11 protein-coding genes are annotated in these 18,203 nt (G+C 55.1%); 2 read left to right on the top strand and 9 right to left on the bottom strand.

Annotated elements, in window-relative coordinates:
- Positions 1-127: 127 nt before the first annotated feature.
- The 7 genes from SH410x_RS10355 to SH410x_RS10325 all read right to left on the bottom strand — a co-directional run bounded on the left by SH410x_RS10355 (position 128) and on the right by SH410x_RS10325 (position 7,422).
- Entirely contained in the window at positions 128-1,219 is a 1,092-nt protein-coding gene (locus SH410x_RS10355; protein WP_473676431.1) for a PEP-CTERM sorting domain-containing protein, read from the bottom strand.
- 16 nt (positions 1,220-1,235) lie between these two features.
- Positions 1,236-1,574, bottom strand: coding sequence for a hypothetical protein (locus SH410x_RS10350; protein ID WP_473676430.1), 339 nt, complete (start codon positions 1,572-1,574; stop codon positions 1,236-1,238).
- 540 nt (positions 1,575-2,114) lie between these two features.
- Positions 2,115-3,077 carry a PEP-CTERM sorting domain-containing protein gene (locus tag SH410x_RS10345; protein WP_473676429.1) on the bottom strand — a complete coding sequence of 321 codons (963 nt, stop codon included), beginning with the start codon at positions 3,075-3,077 and terminating at the stop codon, positions 2,115-2,117.
- Between the two features lie 66 nt (positions 3,078-3,143).
- A complete protein-coding gene (locus tag SH410x_RS10340; RefSeq protein ID WP_473676428.1) occupies positions 3,144-3,485 on the bottom strand; it encodes a hypothetical protein in 342 nt (113 codons plus the stop codon).
- A gap of 462 nt (positions 3,486-3,947) precedes the next feature.
- Complete coding sequence (locus SH410x_RS10335; RefSeq protein ID WP_473676427.1) at positions 3,948-4,277, bottom strand: hypothetical protein; 330 nt, start codon at positions 4,275-4,277, stop codon at positions 3,948-3,950.
- A gap of 143 nt (positions 4,278-4,420) precedes the next feature.
- Complete coding sequence (locus SH410x_RS10330) at positions 4,421-5,752, bottom strand: nucleotide sugar dehydrogenase (RefSeq protein ID WP_473676426.1); 1,332 nt, start codon at positions 5,750-5,752, stop codon at positions 4,421-4,423.
- Between the two features lie 164 nt (positions 5,753-5,916).
- Complete coding sequence (locus SH410x_RS10325; protein WP_473676425.1) at positions 5,917-7,422, bottom strand: VanZ family protein; 1,506 nt, start codon at positions 7,420-7,422, stop codon at positions 5,917-5,919.
- A 487-nt stretch (positions 7,423-7,909) separates the two neighbouring features.
- On the opposite strand from SH410x_RS10325, the gene SH410x_RS10320 reads away from it, so the two are divergent.
- Together SH410x_RS10320 and SH410x_RS10315 are read left to right on the top strand one after the other, a co-directional pair.
- On the top strand, positions 7,910-13,396 hold the full coding sequence (locus SH410x_RS10320; protein WP_473676424.1) for a LamG-like jellyroll fold domain-containing protein: 5,487 nt from the start codon (positions 7,910-7,912) through the stop codon (positions 13,394-13,396).
- Between the two features lie 94 nt (positions 13,397-13,490).
- Positions 13,491-14,555, top strand: a complete 1,065-nt coding sequence (locus SH410x_RS10315; protein ID WP_473676423.1) for a sulfotransferase family protein — start codon at positions 13,491-13,493, stop codon at positions 14,553-14,555.
- Between the two features lie 1,559 nt (positions 14,556-16,114).
- On the opposite strand, the gene SH410x_RS10310 is transcribed toward SH410x_RS10315, so the two are convergent.
- Both SH410x_RS10310 and SH410x_RS10305 read right to left on the bottom strand, forming a co-directional pair.
- A complete protein-coding gene (locus SH410x_RS10310) occupies positions 16,115-16,465 on the bottom strand; it encodes a serine O-acetyltransferase (protein ID WP_473677286.1) in 351 nt (116 codons plus the stop codon).
- A 466-nt stretch (positions 16,466-16,931) separates the two neighbouring features.
- A complete protein-coding gene (locus SH410x_RS10305) occupies positions 16,932-18,134 on the bottom strand; it encodes a glycosyltransferase (protein WP_473676422.1) in 1,203 nt (400 codons plus the stop codon).
- Positions 18,135-18,203: the final 69 nt, after the last annotated feature.

Below are 18,203 nucleotides of genomic sequence, written 5' to 3'. Positions count from 1 at the left end.
CGGATGAGCAACACGCTATCGACAAAAAAACCCCAGGGTCACGACAGACCCTGGGGTTCACTTGATGCGCATTCAGTCCCGAATCGTTCCGTTTCTACGCAATCTCTCAAGCTTAAAAAAGCTGTGACTAGGCACTCTTGCGACGACGGCGGCGTGCACAAACTGCTGCACAACCAATCCCCAAGAACGACAAGATCGATGCAGGTTCAGGCACGACGGTATGACCGACATTGACTTCACCCAGTACCGTGTCGAAGAAAAAGTCACCAGTTGTTGACAGGCCGCCTGCAAAATTAGGATCATAATCCCCAGCAACATCTGCGAAATTTTCACCTAACGCTTCATTGAAGAAACTATTGATGCTGGCCAAGTTAGCTGCAAGATCCGATTCACCTGCACTATTACTGCTCGATGTCGTTAACTGAGGCCTCGCCAGCAAGACATCGATTCCCTTTTCAGCACCTGGGCCAATTACACCAGAAGCGTCGGCAACATTATCCAGGAAACCGGATCCGACGGAAGTTTCGCCGAATAGCAGCGAAGAATCTCCAAGCACAGTGGTTCCAACGTTCACGGAGCTTCGATTCGTCAATGGTGAGACATCAATAACCGCTCCTCCTGCGCCACCAAAACCGAGCGGATTGCCCGAAAACACGTCGCTCTGGGGAAGTAGGTCGTACCTGGCTTGGATGCTACCTGTGGTCAGGCTTCCGCTAGCAAGACTTTGACCGATGGTCTGATTGAGCCCAGTGTCGACCAAAAAGGTTGACCCCTTATCAAACAACACTTCATAATCACCTCCCGTACCGACCGAGACGATGTACCCCTCTAGAATCGTGACAAATCCAGCATTGTTGCCGTTTGCCAATTCAACGGGGTTGTAGTCAGCCGCCCCGATGCCTACTGGCAAAGCACGCACCGAAGGCAAGTTCACGAACGTCGCGGAGCGAACCCGCTCGCCAAGGGCAGGAGCCACATTGTTCAGCTGATTAACAAACCCAAATCCACCGCTCGTGTGAAGACTAAATACTTCCGGAATCGGTGCGGCGACGCCCGGCAATGGGTAAGGGTTCTGGACCTGCAGGCTGCCATTTGACGTTACAATCACGCCGGCATTCGCCGAAACCGAAAACATCGCTAGCGCAGCAACACACAAAAACTTACGTAACATTTGAAACTTTTTTAAATTGAAACTCTGAAATTGAAAAACTTGGTTCATTGATCAAGTCCCTCAACTACGCAGGTTTCAATCGAGCTTCCAAAAAGGGGCACGTCGGTAGCGTCGAACTCCACACCCGGATCACTTCCGATAGGGGAGCCTCACTGAGCAAAACAGACGACCATTCGCTCAACGCAAATCCCGACGCACTGCTGTAACTCGACGTGACCGTCATGTCACACGCAAAATCGCCCTTCTCCAATGCGGGCAACGCAATCGGTGACTCATCGTCCACCGGTGCGACCATCGAATTCACCGCCTCAGGCGTCTGCTCCGCACGCACCAAAATCCCGGCAGAAGCACATTGTGTTCCAATGGCCAGCAGAATGAGAGTGAGAAGAAGGCGAGTGAACATAGAGGCGGGCTGGATACCAATCCATTCCATTAGAGGGGATTCAGTTCGCAATCCGAAAAAACTTTCGGAAAGATAATTTTCGGCAGGATCGCATGGAAAACTTTGTCAAAATCAGTCCGTGCGAACTCATGGAACGACGTGTCGATCGGGCGGCATTTTCACGGACGAACGTCGATCATCGCTGACGCACTTCCCGCGAGTGACTCCCGCAAACGCGGCTGCCGCAATTCTATTGCAACGACTTCCAAGCGAATACACCCCAAGAGTACGTCGCGCTCCCAGCAGAAGTCAAGCGATGAAGGAGCGACGGAAATTTTCCCCGAGCGACATTCCTTTCTTTTTTTGGCAAAACGGCGTGTCTCAGGCGAGTTTTCACGCCATTCCTTTTTGACGGGTCGTCGCGGACACTTCCATCAACGCGGAGAACGGCCCATCACTCCTGTGCCAAAACGACAAAAAAACGGGCATGAACTCGAAGTTCATGCCCGTTTTTTTCAATTGTTGAAATCGACGACCGTTCCGCAGTCGTCGAAAACGACGTCAAACTGCCATGGCAACGCGTCGGCGTCGACGACGAGCGGCGAAACCAGCCACTCCAACGCCGATGAAGCTCAACAAAGTCGCGGGCTCGGGGACGGCGGCAACGACCGCAACGCTATTCTGGGACGTGAATGTACCGCTGTCGCCTCTACGAAGAAACAAACCCGTTGAGACAATCTGCCCAGAAAAATTCTCCGAATCAGTTGCGCCGTAGGTGATCTCCTGGACCAGATCCCCCGTGGGCAAATTAATATTGGCGGGGCCGATGACGGGGTTGCCACCTGTCGGCGAGCCCAGAATCCGGGTGAGGGCCCCGGAAAAATCACTTGCCAACACGACATTGTACCCATCTGGTGGTGTGACGATATCGACGGTGAAGTCGAGGCTGTAGTCGGCAACGTACCGATAAAATCCAGCCGAACCGGCGAGAAACTCCACCAAACCACTCGCGGTGGTCGTGGTGAGGCCGAACGATTGCGAATTCAATCCCTGATCGTCAATCTGCGTACTCGCCACAGCCTGGGTGTAACGGTCACCGGTACCGACCAGCAGGCCACCTCCATTGGTGTCCGCAAGACTGTAACTGGGAGTCGCCCCGCCCGGAACTCCGGTGACAAACGCCGTATTGTTGAGTGGTCCTCGGTCATGGGGGGCTACTCCTGTCCCATTCCCAGTACCGAGTTCATCGATGTACGACATGTGCCCGTCAAGTGCGCCTGAGTTACCAGCGCTGTACACTGACGCGCCCAGGGTGGCGAGCGACGTGTTGGAAATAGTCGTGCCTTGCGGATTAATATCCGTCACCAAGGCGAGATTCCACGTACCGTCGATACCATCGGTAGAGTCCGACGAGTATTCAATGCGCTGGTTCGTGATGTTCTGCAACGCACTCCCGAAAACCCCCGCTTGGATCGGGGTTGCGATGCACATCAGTGCCATCGCTGCAACAAATTTCTTTAACATCTGTATTTCCTTCTGAAAACCTACGTAAACCGATCTGTCTAAACAAAATGAGAGACAGTTAATCGGCTAGGCAGGCTTCAGAGGCTCGCTCAGCAGTGGCTTGGCAGGCAGTCTCGAGTTGGCCAATCGTAGACGCCAACGCAGAGGCTCCCGAGCGGTGGTCGCCACAGAAATGCAAATGCACACACTCGCCGACGCAGTCGTGCCCGATGAAACGACCGTCGTGGTCATCCCCAGTGTCGCCCCCCGCTCAACCCGTAGAGGCGGGTCGCAATCATCCGGCCATGGCATCACTTCCTCACCGGCAATAATCGCTGGCGTATTCGCTTCGTGCACGATCATCCCCGCCGAGGCACAGTGTGCTCCAGCAACAAACAGGAAAGCGGTCATGGCAAAGCGAATCAGCATGTGGGTATTTATAAATACCCACCAGAGGGGAGTCAACCAAAATCTCTAAAAATCCTCGGAAATAAATCCAACGACATTTCCAACAGGGGGCCCCCAACAACGAAGACACTGGACTCGTTCCCGAAATCCACTCCACTCCAATACACCCGTAACCACGCACAACTAATGGCATTTCCCACACACCCCAACCCGATATTTCCGCCCATGTCACTTGCGAACTCGGAGATAACTGCCCGCCCAATCCACAAAAGAGGGGGCACTGATGAGGGGCACGGCAAACACCCTGAAAACCATCCTTCAAGAGATACGCGGAGGTGGACACATGCGTGAGAGGGCGATGCCGAGTCTATTTTTTGATGCCGTGGCAGTCGGCGGGCAAAGGCGGGTTGGGAAGCATTTCGGGCTCCCCAGGTACTGATTTCACCGCGGGCGACTGTCCCCGCTGAACTTTTACACGTCGCTTCACGGCCGATCGATGTCGGAGTCGCCTTGGGTGACCAGCCATTGATGCGGTTCAAGTAGCGTCTGGCGATCGACCGTCTCGTCGGTGGCGACGAGCAAGTGCCGGGTGGCAGAACGCTTCAGAAATCCGTAGGTCTCCAGCGCCTGCTCAATCCGCTCGTTGATGATGTGCATCGCGACCGCGTCGACACCGAGCTCCTGGCAGTATTTGACGGTTTGATGGATCGCCGTCTGCAGAAGTCGTGGATCCGTCGAAACCACTAAATCGACGATGAATGCGCGGCGATAGTGGTAAGGGGCTGCGGGCTCGGTGGCCAACCTCGACGACAATCATACGCGTCGCGCGAACGTAGCTACCGTCCCCAGACGGTGGAATCCACCTGCTCACGAACGTAACGACTCAGATAGCTCATCCGTCAAGACGGATGAGCTACGGTTTCCGCCACGAACGCAGAGAACTGCGACCCCCGAACTCACGCCTTACGGATTTTCTCTCGGTGCTGTTGGACGTTTGCCGTCGCATTGCGGGTATCGATCACCAGCGGTGCGTGCTCAACAATCGCGTCATAGTCAAAATCCGTATGGTCGGTCGCGATCAAGACCGCATCCTGCTGCGATAGAAACTCAGCCGTCAGCTCTTGGCTGGCCATCGCGGGCAAATCGAAGTGCCGCATCGACGGCAGTTTCAGCACGTGGGGGTCGCTGTAGGTCAGCACGGCCCCTTGTTTGAGCAGCAATTCCATCAGCTCGAACGACGGACTTTCACGCGGATCATCGACGTCCTTCTTGTAGGCCACGCCCAGCATGCAGATTTTGCTGCCGCGGATCGGCTTGCTGGCGTCATTGAGAAACTCACCCGTCCGCGAGACCACGTACGCCGGCATCGACCGGTTGACTTCACCGGCCAGCTCAATGAATCGCGCGTTGAGTCCCTGTTTCCGCGCCAGCCATGAGAGATAGAACGGGTCGATCGGGATGCAGTGCCCGCCCAGGCCTGGGCCTGGGTAAAAGGCATGGAAGCCGAACGGTTTCGTCTTGGCCGCATTGATGACTTCCCAGACGTCGATGTCCATCGAATCAAATAACACCTTCAACTCGTTCACCAACGCGATATTGACCGCCCGGTAGATATTCTCGAGTACTTTGGCCGCTTCGGCGACTTCGCAGCTACTGACCGGGACCGTGCCCGCGACGGCCGCGTTGTACAGCGTCGTGGCCACCGACAGGCTGCCCTCATTGATCGCGCCGACGACCTTGGGAATCCCCGCTGCGGAGAACTGAGGGTTCCCCGGATCCTCGCGTTCAGGACTGTAGGCCACAAAGAAATCCACCCCCGCCTTCAACCCCGACTTCTCCAGGATCGGCACCATCACATCCCGCGTCGTCGTCGGATAGGTCGTGCTCTCGAGCACGATCAACTGCCCGGCACGCAGATGCCGCGAAATCTGTTCGCAGGTACTGATCACATAGGTAAGGTCGGGATCGCGGGCATCGTCGAGCGGCGTCGGCACGCAGATCAACAGCGCATCGGCCTCCGCCAAACGAGACATGTCCGACGTCGCATCAAACCGCCCCTGGTCGAACCAAGCCGCTATTTTACTGTCGCTGATGTGCTTGATGTAGCTCTTCTTCGCCTGCAACGAGTCAACCTTGCTCTGGTCGACGTCGAACCCAATGCAGGAAAACCCCTTGGTCATGAAGGCATCAATCAGCGGCAAGCCCACATACCCCAGCCCAATGATCCCGACCCGCGAGGTCCGTTCGTCGATGGATTGGCAGAGCGATTCAGCGGTAATCGTTGTCATGGAAATTTCGAATCTTGGGGGATGGAGATGCATTGATGATCAGCGGTTCGGTCACACGAACCAAAGTTAAAAAGATACCCGCAATGAGAGGCCGTGTCTCTCCGAGACTCGAAAAAGCGTCTCATGAAAAAACCCTCGTTCATCCTGCCGTGGTCGGTCGGACTCTACCGCCCCGCGAACGAGTTCCGGACGATCACATAGCCAACAACCACTCCGGTTTGCTGGACCAGCGCACTCAGCATGCTGCAGGTCCGCGAGGGCTCGAGCAATTGGGCCAGCTCCACGGCGAGGACGAACAGCAATAGTGTGGTGATGGCGAGCATCGCGACGATGTTGCGGACCACGCCTCGCGACACCTTCCATTCCGACCACAGACAACTCAAGAACATCGCTGCCAAGGAACCGAGCACGGCCCCCATCGCTCCGGAACGAAACAGCGTCAGGGCGTTGTAAGTGTCGCTGCCCGCAGAATTCTTCAGCGGCGATGCGATGAACGTCTGCCAGCGTTCACGGATGAACGCTGGATCGGTGCTGAAATCCAGCGGCAGCCAGGCCAACAAGCAGATCACGAAGGCTTGCAAGCACAACAGCCCCAGCCAGAAACCAGGGGATCGAAGTGTTTGCTGCCATCGCGGCACGAACGAACGCAAGCGTCCCGTGGTGATCCCGACAGCGAACAGCGTCCCGACGACGGCCCCCACCGCGAGAAACAAGGCATCGGTTGCCGAGGCGACGCGAGAGCGAATCGGTATCTGAAGCAACTCCGGCAGCACCCCGATACCGATCGCCCCCAGAAGGAGTGTGTAGATCGTCCATTGGCGGGCTCCGCCTTCAGTGTCATGGATCGCTCCGCGATCCATGGTTTTGATCGCGGAGCGAGCAGCGACAATCTCCCGCTTGGATGCCCAGCGGCCCCACCACACCCCCAGCGGACACCCGAGCACAAAACTCGCGATCCACTGATAAATATTTTCCCACAGCGACGGCTCCCAGCGTTCAAAGGGAATCAGCTCGATCCCATGAGAGCGATATTTCCGGGCCAGCTCCACCGGCGAAGTCACCACGTCCATCGGCATCATCGACCACGCCAATATTCCCAACGCAGTTAGCGTGATCGCCGCGTCCCAGCGCGTCGCCTGCTGAACTGCGTCATCCACATCAAAGAGTGTGTTGACTCGCTGTGAAATCCATTCGCCCACGTACTGCCAGATGACTACCGCTGTGACCGCACCGGCGACCTGCAGTCCAAAATCGAAAATCGACGAGGTACGACCAGGCAGCCAGCCCTGCCCCAACTCCGCAGCCAAACTGAGCAGCACCTGCATGCAAATCACGGCGATCGCCACGCGGAAGCGCCGACCGGCGGAGCCTCGATGGGCGGTTGCTGAGCCGCACATCCCCACGGCGACAGGAAACCCGAGTAGGAAATTGACCACGACATCGGATCGTGAAAAGTGAGGCAGCGGACGCACCGTGCAAAACGACTCCCAAACTACCGCGAACGGCACCGATGCAAACTGAAATGGTGTCCATGAACCGATCAGTAGAATCAATGCCGCCGCCAGAGCGACAATCGCGAAAACTCGATTTGCCTGCTTCCTAAACACGTGAGTCTGAGCCTTGCGTTTGCGATGTCGCGCGGCTTTGATGCGTGCGAACGAAAGATCCACCGTCTATCTGGCCCCACCTGAATTCACAACGCAGAAACGGCACGACGTCTTGCCGGGGCGGGATGTGGTTGCCCTGTGGGCGGCCGAGGCGTGTTAGGTACGTTGCCGAACCCTTGCTCAGTGGCCGCCTCCTTTGTGATACCCGAGATTGCCTCAGCTTCGGATTTCCCAACCCCACTTGACCTAGGCGGCCCAGTAGTGTACGAGATCCAAACCGCTTTCGGCGTTAAACACAGAACACCTCGGAAACCCAACTAGCCCCACTCCTGCAATGGAATGAAACAACCCCACCAGAGGGGAATTCCACGGCGTACCTAAGTGTCCTATGCTCAAATGCTCGCGAGATCCCCTTTTTACAATACTCCGCCCTCAAGACGCCGATCCTGTCGTTCTGTTTTCTCTTATTTCAAGGATCGCGTGGGGCTGCTAATCAGTTTGTCAATGGTTTTCTCGACACACGCCACTCTTCTACGTCCAGGAATTCAAGATGCCATTTCTCCCCCGGTCGCGACGCGTAAAAACACAGTCTCGTCGACCAGCGAAGCGGCAATTGCAACTACAGACGCTCGAGAAACGGTTTTTGTTGACGCTGCCGATGATTCTAAGTCCCAGTGTAGTTCAAGAGGGAATGACTGGGCTCGAAGGTGAAACACTCGTGATTCCTTTTACGGTGCAGTCCGGGCAAGACAATACACTAAAGTTCACCTACTCCGTAACCCCAATGCCCGAGGGCGCCGAGTTGCAGGTAGACCCTGACACGACGCAGCGACGTTTTATTTGGTGGCCCGATTTTGATCAAGCCGGCGATTACAACCTGAACTTCGTAGCCACAGACGAGCAGGGGAATCAGTCGACACGTACCGTTGACCTGCACATCGCTGACCGCACCGACGGCACCCCGGGGATTCGGATTTCGGAAAAAGTGGCATGGAATACGTATGAACTACGTCCGACAAATTACACGGATTTGATTTCACCCGTTCACGGTTCGGATATCCGCATTGACGCGATCGATCCTGAGAACCGCTCGCCAAATGGTGTGAGTCTTTCCGTGGACGGCCTTCCAACATCCGCCAGTAAAACGGGATATTGGTCCTCGACGACCGGCACCAATACGAGAATCGGCTGGACCCCGAAGGACACTGAAGTGGGAACTCACGTCGCGACGATTATCGCGACCGATCAAGAGGGGCATCAAACGGCCACGCCGATCACGTTCGATGTCCACCCTTGGTCAACTTCAAGCAATACCTTCAACTTCTTTCCTCACATCTTCTCGGGAGCCAAGGAGGCCTTCTACAATCGCGATGCGGCAATCAAGCAAGCCGTGGTGGCGGGGACAATCGATATTGGTGCGATTGCGTCAACGGATCATGGCCAAGCCTGGACCGCTGGTGACAACCCGGATGACGTTCCGCCCGACAACGCCCGCTATCGTCTCATGTTGCTTGACTCAGCAGGCAATGAAACGTCGCTCGGTGGCCCGCTTAAGGGCAACGAAACAGTCTCCTTCGATACCACCACGCTCGCCGACGGTCAGTATGCGATCGCGATTGAACTACTTGACGGAGATTTGGATCTGTGGCACCCGTGGAATTTGATCCTCACTGTTGACAATGTTGCCGGTCCAGTCACGGGGCCGCAACAGCTTGCCGCAGTGGGCACCCGGGGCACATATGGTTACTGGAACCTGCCGGGGGGAGCGTTCGGAGTGGACTGGGTGACTGTGGATGGCCCTAGCCAGAACTCGACAGAACCCTTTCCCTCTCAGATCGTCAGTCCACCGCAAACCGATGCTGCCCGCGACGCCTTGATTCCTATCGCCAGTTGGGTGTCGGAGCCGTTGACCAAAGCCTATTCGTATCGCGAAGAGGTAGATCGGTTCGAAGCGTTGACACCGGACGGCCATCCCTTTATCGGTGGCAAGATGGTCAAAGGGGAAAAGAGTGCCGAGGTAGGTTCCGCATGGAGTCTGACCACGGCAGAAGGTTATGTGGGTTTCGATGGACCTCGCAATAACAACCAGGTCAGTGACACGAGTCACTTCACACCGGACCCCAACAGCACCGGATTCATTGGTGTTGAGGCTAGCGGGCGTGTCTTTCGTGTCGACCGCGATGGCACGGTAACGACCCTGTTTGGCCCGCGTCGCCAAAGCGACGTCATTCCCTACCAATTCGAGGCCAGTTTCAATACGCCGCAACTGGAAAATCAAAAAGCAGAATTCATCGGGACCTACGATGTGCCGCTGGACAATCCCTGGGACCTAACCTTTGATCCACTGGACTCGAATATTCTGTACATCGCTGACCTAAATAACCAGCGGATTGCCAAACTCGATTTCTCACACGCAGTGCCCACGCTCTCGACGTTTGTCGGCCAAGTCGGCACGGCGGGATATGTCGATGGAGACGCCAATTCCGCTCGGTTTGATGGCCCCATCAGCCTCACTGCCGATCCCACCACCGGCGTGCTGTACGTTTCGGATCGATACAACTTTGCAATTCGCAAGGTCGATCGCAACGGACAGGTATCAACGGTTGTTGGAAAAGGTCCCGATTCAGTGCCCGATCGAGCGATGCTCGCTCAGCAAATTCAGCAGTCAGGTAGTAAAGACGATTTCTTGCCCAGCAACGTGTCCTCTGCCGATGCGACCATTTATTATCCATATACAGTGCGGCTCGACTCACAAGGGAATCTGTTGTTTTCGGAAGGTGTGGTGAGCACGATTCGGCGTTTGGACCTGACCACCCACACGGTCGAGAAAATTCGCATGTTAGACAAGTTTGGGATCTCTGACAGCTGGTTTGACGTGGATCGCAAAGGCAACATCGGACCAGTAGACGATCTTATTATTGCCGAGGGCCGGGTAGGCGGTCAGTTTGTGCGGATGTCCGAAGATGGTTCGCGATACGACAACATGAACGATGCTCTATTTGTTCTGCTCGGTGATCCACCAGGATCATATAATTCGGGATATGGGGCGGCGGGATCACACACTCTAACCTGGAGCATGGTCATTGACGATGATAGTGCCGCGTTGGGTGTCGTTTCGCATCATCGCACATCGTTCACACTCCTCCGACCCCGCCAACCCGGTGATGTCTTAACCAGCATGATTGACAATGGTGCCTTTACAAATGGTTTGGTGGTCGCTGCGGCCGGAACGGCTCAGTCATTCCCTTTTGACGCGGTCACGCCCAGCAACGTGCAATTGAATGGTGGATCGATCGCGATGAGCCTGCGACCCTCGCTATTTAACCTCTACGGCGCCAGTGGCCACGCCTTCGTCGGCGACCTGGGGACCTACGATGATCTCGCAAAAAAGTCGGACGTTGAACTTGCCAACTTCATTCGCGACGGTGCCGGAGGCTCAGTCCCCCGCCCGGAAATCACCGGCGTTGATCTCCGCGACCTGATCTATTACATCCGGTCGATGTCGCTGCAAGGTAAATTCGAATTGCCGGACCTGCAGGCGATTGGCGCCAACCTGCAAGCCGCAGGTTTGTACCCACAGGCCGACACCCGCGCGGTCGAAATTCGCGATGTCGTGGTCACCCCGCTCAGCGACACAGCCGTCACCGTCAAATGGGTCACTGATGAGGATTCCATCGGATTTCTGCAGTACGGCCCGACGAGCCGGCTGGGCCAGTTCTCCGCGATTGAACCGACTTACGCGAAACTGCATGAGGTGACCCTGCGAAATCTGCTGCCCGACCATGTCTACCACCTCCGCGTCCGCGAAAAAGACATGGCGGGCAACATGACGATCAGCGGCGATGTCTCCTTTGAACTGGGTGACCCCGATACGCAACCGCCCTCCGTGCCCACAAACGTCCTGGCAGCGGACCCTGCGGCAACTCAGGTCAAACTTAGCTGGAATCCCTCACAAGATGCTGTCGAAATGGGCGGATATCGCGTCGACCTTTCCACCAACCCTGCGTTTTCAAGCTTTGTGTCGAAGTACCAAAATTACTTCGTTGGTACGTCGACTTCGTTCAACGTGACGGGCTTGCTGCCCGAGACAACCTACTACGCTCGCGTCCGCGCCGTCGATGCGGCGGGCAATTCGTCCGGCAATAGCGAAACGATCACGGTAACGTCGCCAGAGGCTCCGCCGAACACCGCACCTGTTGTTCAAGTGAGTGACGACGCGACGACCACGGTCTTGGATGCCGCGTTACTTAACGCCACGGTTCAGGACGATGGCCTGCCCCTGCCGGGATCGCTCTCGTACACGTGGAGCCAAGTCTCTGGCCCCGGCTTCACGACGTTCAGTGATGCAAAATCCGCGACGACGTCAGCGACATTTTCGAAGATCGGTACCTATACGCTGCGTTTGAGCGTCAGTGATGGCGAATTGACCGGTTCCGATGCCACCGTAGTGACCGTCAACGAAGCACCCGGTGGTGGACTGGTGGCTCGCTGGACCTTCGACGGAAATACGCTCGACTCTGCTCGTAGCAATCATGCCACTGGTGATCATTCTGCGTTCGCACCCGGCCAATACGATCAGGCGATCACGTTTGCTGGCGACAAGAGCTCACTGCAAGTGAAGAATACAGCCAATGTACTCGCTCCGCCTGAAATCACCGTTAGCACGTGGGTAAAGCCAGCAGAAGTCGGCAATTCGTATCTGATCGCGAACGGTGCCTACGAGCTTCGGACCACTGCGGATCAACGTTTTCTAGTGTTAGTTCGAAATAGTGAGGGGGCTGCATCAACACCACTTTATTTTGGAAAATACTCCGTCGGCAACTGGACCAACGTTTCGATCACCTGGGATGGTACGACAATCCGCGCGTACCAAGACGGAATCCCTGTTGCTTTGGCTCCATTTTCAGGCGATGGACTTCGGCAAACCAATTTTGATACGCAGATAGGTGCCAGCATGTATGGTGTCCACGCCTATCACGGCGAGATGGATGATTTACGAGTTTACCGAACTGCACTCGACCCCGATGCAATGACTACGATCGCAAACAGAGTGGCACCGGTCGTAGACCTTGGCCCGGCGCAAGCTCTTCAAAAAAATGAAACTGCGGAGCTGACTGCTGACGTTCGCCTCAAAGGCCTGCCTGCCGAATCAGGCCAACTAACGATGCAGTGGCGTACGGTCAGCGGCCCAGGACAGGTGACCTTCGATGACGCCGCGTCTGCAACCACCAAGGCAACGTTTTCCCAGGAAGGCAGCTACGTCCTCGAACTGAACGCCAGCGATGGCGAAGTGAACGGACGCGATCAGATTACGATCACGGTGGAACCGATCCAGCCGTTAGGGCGTTGGCAGTTTGATGGTGATTTGCTCGACAGCGAATGCAGTCTCGATGGCAGCGCGGCAGCGCCGGTGTTTATCAGCGGTCAAGACGAGCAAGCGATCGTTTTCAATGATTCCACGCAGCGCGTCGTCGTGAATGATCCGACTGCGATGCTAACACCGACGCAGATCACGGTTGCGACTTGGGTGAAACCTGAGGTTGTGGCGAATGCATACTTGGTCGCCAATCGCTCCTACGCTATTCGAACGACGACCAGCAACCAGTTTCTTGCGACACTTCGCAATCAGAGTGGCCAAAATTCGCCCACCGTCTATTTTGGTCATTACGACGTCAACGTTTGGACTCATCTCTCGCTGACCTGGGATGGCACCACCATCCAAGCGTACCAAGACGGTGTTTTGCAAACAGCAGTTGATTTTCAAGGAACCTCGTTAGCCAAGTCAACGGCCCCGATGTCGATTGGCACGAGCATTTGGGGTGCGTACGGATTCCACGGTTTAATGGATGACCTGCGTATCTATGGCATCGCACTGGATTCCGACACGATTCAAGAACTTGCAGTGTCGGCAGTAGAGCGGGCGATCCTGGCGACTCCATCGATAGCCATGGATGATCGCACGACTAGCGAAGAATCCCCGACAGCTGAGGATGTCGATCTTCTCTTTGCGTCCACGTCTATGCTCGACCAACACTGATTGGCGGCGAACGAAAGCTCCTGGCCGAAAAAACTTCCAATCTTAATCATTTGCTCGTCACTTCTTAACGAGCAAATGCGTTGGCATCGATAGCATGAGTTTTGTCATTTTGCAGACAAATTCCCAGGCATCGGTAGCTAAGAGATTGACTATGATCGCGTCAACCAAAACACCACTCCAAGACCGAGTGGCATCGCAATTCCCTGTCGTTCATCGAGCCCCCGGTCCAGTCCATGTGCTAGGCCATGGACGATCGGGAACCAGTATCTTCTCCGCCATCTGCCGCGTTCATTTGGGAATCGGTATTGCGACCGAAAGCCAGTTCATACTGCGCATGCGATGTCATCTCCATCGCTTTGAACCATTGTCAGATGACAAAAACCTGCGGCGACTCGTCCACGCCATCCTGGAAGAACGATACTTCAAACGTTCCGCAAAATTTGGCGTTCATGTCACGACCGACCAGGTTCTCCGACAATTGCGGCAGCGCACCTATAGTGGCATCCTTGACACGATCTTCAGCGAAGTTGCCAAGCAGGTCGGTTGCCCGCGTTGGGGCGACAAAAGTCCTACCTATGCCGAGGATCTGCCCGCGATCTTAGATTTGTTCCCCAACTCTCAGTTTATCCATATCGTCCGTGATGGACGCGACGTGGCCCTGTCCGCGATGGCCCATCCCCGCAGTGGAATCAAGAATACGGTCGTGGCTGCCCGCGATTGGCGACGGTCTGTCGAGCGAATTCAACAGTTTGGAGATCAGTTGGGACCAGAGAAGTTCGTCACCATCCGCTACGAAGATTTGCTCGACGATCCGCAAAGTGTGTTGGCCAAGTTGATTCCATTTTTGCAGATCGACGACAGAGGAGGCGAACTACTTGAGTATGCCACGGCACAAATCGAAGAGGAACTGATGCATGGAAACCATTCCAAATGGAAGCAAGCGATGTCGGCGCGCCAGATCCACGACTTCGACTCGATCGCGGGAAACCTGCTCGCCGAAAATGGATACTCCACTTCTGTGAACACTTCCCGGAATATCGGCGCGATCGAAAGCCTTATTTCCGAAGCACACAATTCTGCGGTGCAATGGTGTCATCCGCAATATTGGGCGGTGAACCTGCACAGCTTGAAGGTAAAACTAAAGGACTTGCGTTCGTAAGCCACGATGTGGTTGAATCACTTTCGCTGGACAGCGATACATTCAAAGCAAGGTCCGTCTTTTCCGAAAGCGTCAGATCAGCTGGATTTTCCCCTAACTCATTTCGTCGCATACCAGATGCTGATTGAATGAGCCGAGTCGCGTGAGCGGCCGGGTGGCACGCGTTACCCAATGCCTTACGGCATTCGGCTCATTGCGGGTCCAACTTGGACGAAACCAAGTGACCGATCACAGAGGGATTCGGTTTCTCGCATACCGCATGTTGATTGAATGAGCCGAGTCGCGTGAGCGGCCGGGTGACGCGTGTTACCCGATGCCTTACGGCATTCGGCTCATTGCGGGTCCAACTTGGACGAAACCAAGTGACCGGTCACAGAGGGATTCGGTTTCTCGCATACCGGATGTTGATTGAATGAGCCGAGTCGCGTGAGCGGCCGGGTGGCACGCGTTACCCGATGCCTTACGGCATTCGGCTCATTGCAGGTCCATCTTGGACGAAACCAAGTGACCGATCACAGAGGGATTCGGTTTCTCGCATACCGGATGTTGATTGAATGAGCCGAGTCGCGTGAACGGCCGGGTGGCACGCGTTACCCGATGCCTTACGGCATTCGGCTCATTGCGGGTCCAACTTGGACGAAACCAAGTGACCGATCACAGAGGGATTCGGTTTCTCGCATACCGGATGTTGATTGAATGAGCCGAGTCGCGTGAGCGGCCGGGTGGCGCGTGTTACCCGATGCCTTACGGCATTCGGCTCATTGCAAGTCCAACTTGGACGAAACCAAGTGACCGATCACAGAGGGATTCGGTTTCTCGCATACCGGATGTTGATTGAATGAGCCGAGTCGCGTGAACGGCCGGGTGGCACGCGTTACCCGATGCCTTACGGCATTCGGCTCATTGCAGGTCCAACTTGGACGAAACCAAGTGACCGATTACAGAGGGATTCGGTTTCTCGCATACCGGATGTTGATTGAATGAGCCGAGTCGCGTGAGCGGCCGGGTGGCACGCGTTACCCAATGCCTTACGGCATTCGGCTCATTGCGGGTCCAACTTGGACGAAACCAAGTGACCGATTACAGAGGGATTCGGTTTCTCGCATACCGGATGTTGATTGAATGAGCCGAGTCGCGTGAGCGACCGGGTGGCACGCGTTACCCGATGCCTTACGGCATTCGGCTCATTGCGGGGCCAACTTGGACGAAACCAAGTGACCGGTCACAGAGGGATTCGGTTTCTCGCATACCGGATGTTGATTGAATGAGCCGAGTCGCGTGAGCGGCCGGGTGGCACGCGTTACCCGATGCCTTACGGCATTCGGCTCATTGCGGGGCCAACTTGGACGAAACCAAGTGACCGGTCACAGAGGGATTCGGTTTCTCGCATACCGGATGTTGATTGGATGAGCCGAGTCGCGTGAGCGGCCGGGTGGCGCGTGTTACCCGATGCCTTACGGCATTCGGCTCATTGCAGGTCGAAAATCGACTAAATCAACAGGCCGTTAAGTCGCGGTTTAGGAAAACAGGCAAATTTGCTCTGTCCAGCTCATATGCCGCTAATCGCTTGGATGCGAAATGTGAATTCCGTAAAGGGCCAAAAAATCGAATGTGCCCGCTTCTTTGATGACTCGGGCTGGCACACCGCCTACGGTCGTGTGCGATGGTACGTCCTTGGTCACGACGGCGTTGGCGCCCACGATTGCACCGTCGCCAACATGGACTTTTCCGACAACGACAGCTCCCGTACGAATCATAACATAGTTGCCAATAACAGGTTTACTATCGGGTCCGTTGCTTCCAATGGTGACATTCTGATTGATCGAGCAATTTTCGCCGATAGATTGCGCGTTGATAATAGTTGAGAAACCGTGTTGAATGCGCAGTCCTCCACCAATGTCTTTGGTCATAATCTGAAAGGACTCGTACCCTCCATAGCAAGATTGCAAGCAGTAGCCGAAAATCTTTAGAAATCCACCACTCGACTTGAGACGATAGTACAGCTGGTTTCGAAACGCGGGGTCAGTCGCGAATCGGCGAGACAACAGACTTGCGGGAGCCTTTTCGCCGGTGAATTTCACCCACAGCAGATCATGCGAAATCAGCAAATAAATGGGGTGAAAGTAGATAAAGAGAACAGGAAATGCAAACACCATATATAAAAGAGTTCTCATGACATTGACATCGTATTGAAGAATTGCCGGACAAGCCAACGGCACCGATGTTGCGATGCAAATTGCATTTCCAGTACTGATTGATAGGTAACGATGGAGCCTGGTGCCTATCGATTGAAAGATGCCACCCGACGCCCGACGCCCGACGCCCGACGCCCGACGGTGGAATCCACTCTCTGGCAAACGCAGCAACTTGGTTAAATCATCGTTTGCTGCTGAGCGACTGGCAGATCGTTTCAAACTGCCTTGCTATCGCTTCGCTGCTGAAGTGTTCGCGTACATGCGTCAATGCAGCATGCGTGATGCGTGTTCTGTCAAGTGGATCTTCTAACAACCGGCAAACCGCGTCTGAGAACGCCACACTGGAATCGGCACGGAGCCAGTGTTCCCCGTCGGTGATGTTCAGTCCATCAGCACCGAGCGTCGTGCTGACCACGGCCGTCCCGGATGCCATCGCTTCGAAAATTTTCAGCCTCGTTCCGCCACCTGAGTAAAGCGGAACGATACAGAGCTGCGCCCTTGATAGGTAGGGGCGTACATCGTCGACCGTGCCGCTCACGCTGACTCCGGTGCAACGTTCCAATCGCTTGATCGCGCCCGATGGGTTCCGGCCTACGATCTCCAGCGTCACACCCGGATGTCGCGTTTGGATTTGAGGCAAAATCTCTTTTACAAATCGCAATATCCCCTCTTGATTCGGCAGCCAATCCATCGAGCCGACAAAGACGAGTCGTCCATCAACCTTCGGCTGATCCAGCGGATAAAAATAGTCCGTATCAACTGCGGTATCGATTACATCCACGTGTTGCCATCCATATTCATCCGCAAATGCCTGCTTGTCTTGGTGGCTAACAGCGACGACACGGTCGAATGTTCGCCCCTCGCGAGCTTCGAACGCTTCCATCTTCCTCTGTTGACTACGGATGAACCAGCGTTTGGCCCTGTTCACTTCGTTGTCAGCCAACCTCCGGTAAATCATTGCCTCGACGTTATGCTGGAACAGCAATCGAGGGACGCTATCGAAACCTTCAACGTTGCGCGCCATCTGGATGAAATCGCAAATCAGAAGATCGTAATCTTGGTCCGCTAAGATTTCTTTCACTTGCCCACGAATTCGTCGGTCGAAATCTTTATTGACGCTGAACGGGTATCGCGAAAACAGATTACCAACCAATCCGGCATAAAATTGCCACGAGTCTCGAGCCGCTTCCTTCCAGGGAATCGCAATCATGTCAACTCCCAGATCTCGCATCTGATCGAGATACGGCTCTTCCTCGTTCAGCACATTGCACAGGTATGTCAACTGATGCCACTTCGCCAGATGTTGAACCACATTGAGCGTGCGAATTTTGCCGCCAGTATTCGCGGGGAACAGGGGGCGTTTTTGGAGAAAGAGAATTTTCAAAACAGGTTTAACGCTTTCGGCCCGGAGAGCCGAGCGACAGTATTTGCTTTCGTGTATTTCGTGGTTGAG

Source organism: Rhodopirellula sp. SH410 (assembly GCF_055811895.1).
The sequence above is the reverse complement of the archived record's forward strand: the minus strand, read 5'-3'. Positions and strand labels throughout refer to the sequence as shown.

Bases quoted from the DNA above. Each gene is read 5' to 3' on its own strand.
- SH410x_RS10355 (WP_473676431.1), bottom strand. From the start codon at position 1,219: ATGAACCAAGTTTTTCAATTTCAGAGTTTCAATTTAAAAAAGTTTCAA.
- SH410x_RS10350 (WP_473676430.1), bottom strand. From the start codon at position 1,574: ATGTTCACTCGCCTTCTTCTCACTCTCATTCTGCTGGCCATTGGAACA.
- SH410x_RS10345 (WP_473676429.1), bottom strand. From the start codon at position 3,077: ATGTTAAAGAAATTTGTTGCAGCGATGGCACTGATGTGCATCGCAACC.
- SH410x_RS10340 (WP_473676428.1), bottom strand. From the start codon at position 3,485: ATGCTGATTCGCTTTGCCATGACCGCTTTCCTGTTTGTTGCTGGAGCA.
- SH410x_RS10330 (WP_473676426.1), bottom strand. From the start codon at position 5,752: ATGACAACGATTACCGCTGAATCGCTCTGCCAATCCATCGACGAACGG.
- SH410x_RS10320 (WP_473676424.1), top strand. From the start codon at position 7,910: ATGCCATTTCTCCCCCGGTCGCGACGCGTAAAAACACAGTCTCGTCGA.
- SH410x_RS10315 (WP_473676423.1), top strand. From the start codon at position 13,491: ATGAGTTTTGTCATTTTGCAGACAAATTCCCAGGCATCGGTAGCTAAG.
- SH410x_RS10310 (WP_473677286.1), bottom strand. From the start codon at position 16,465: ATGACCAAAGACATTGGTGGAGGACTGCGCATTCAACACGGTTTCTCA.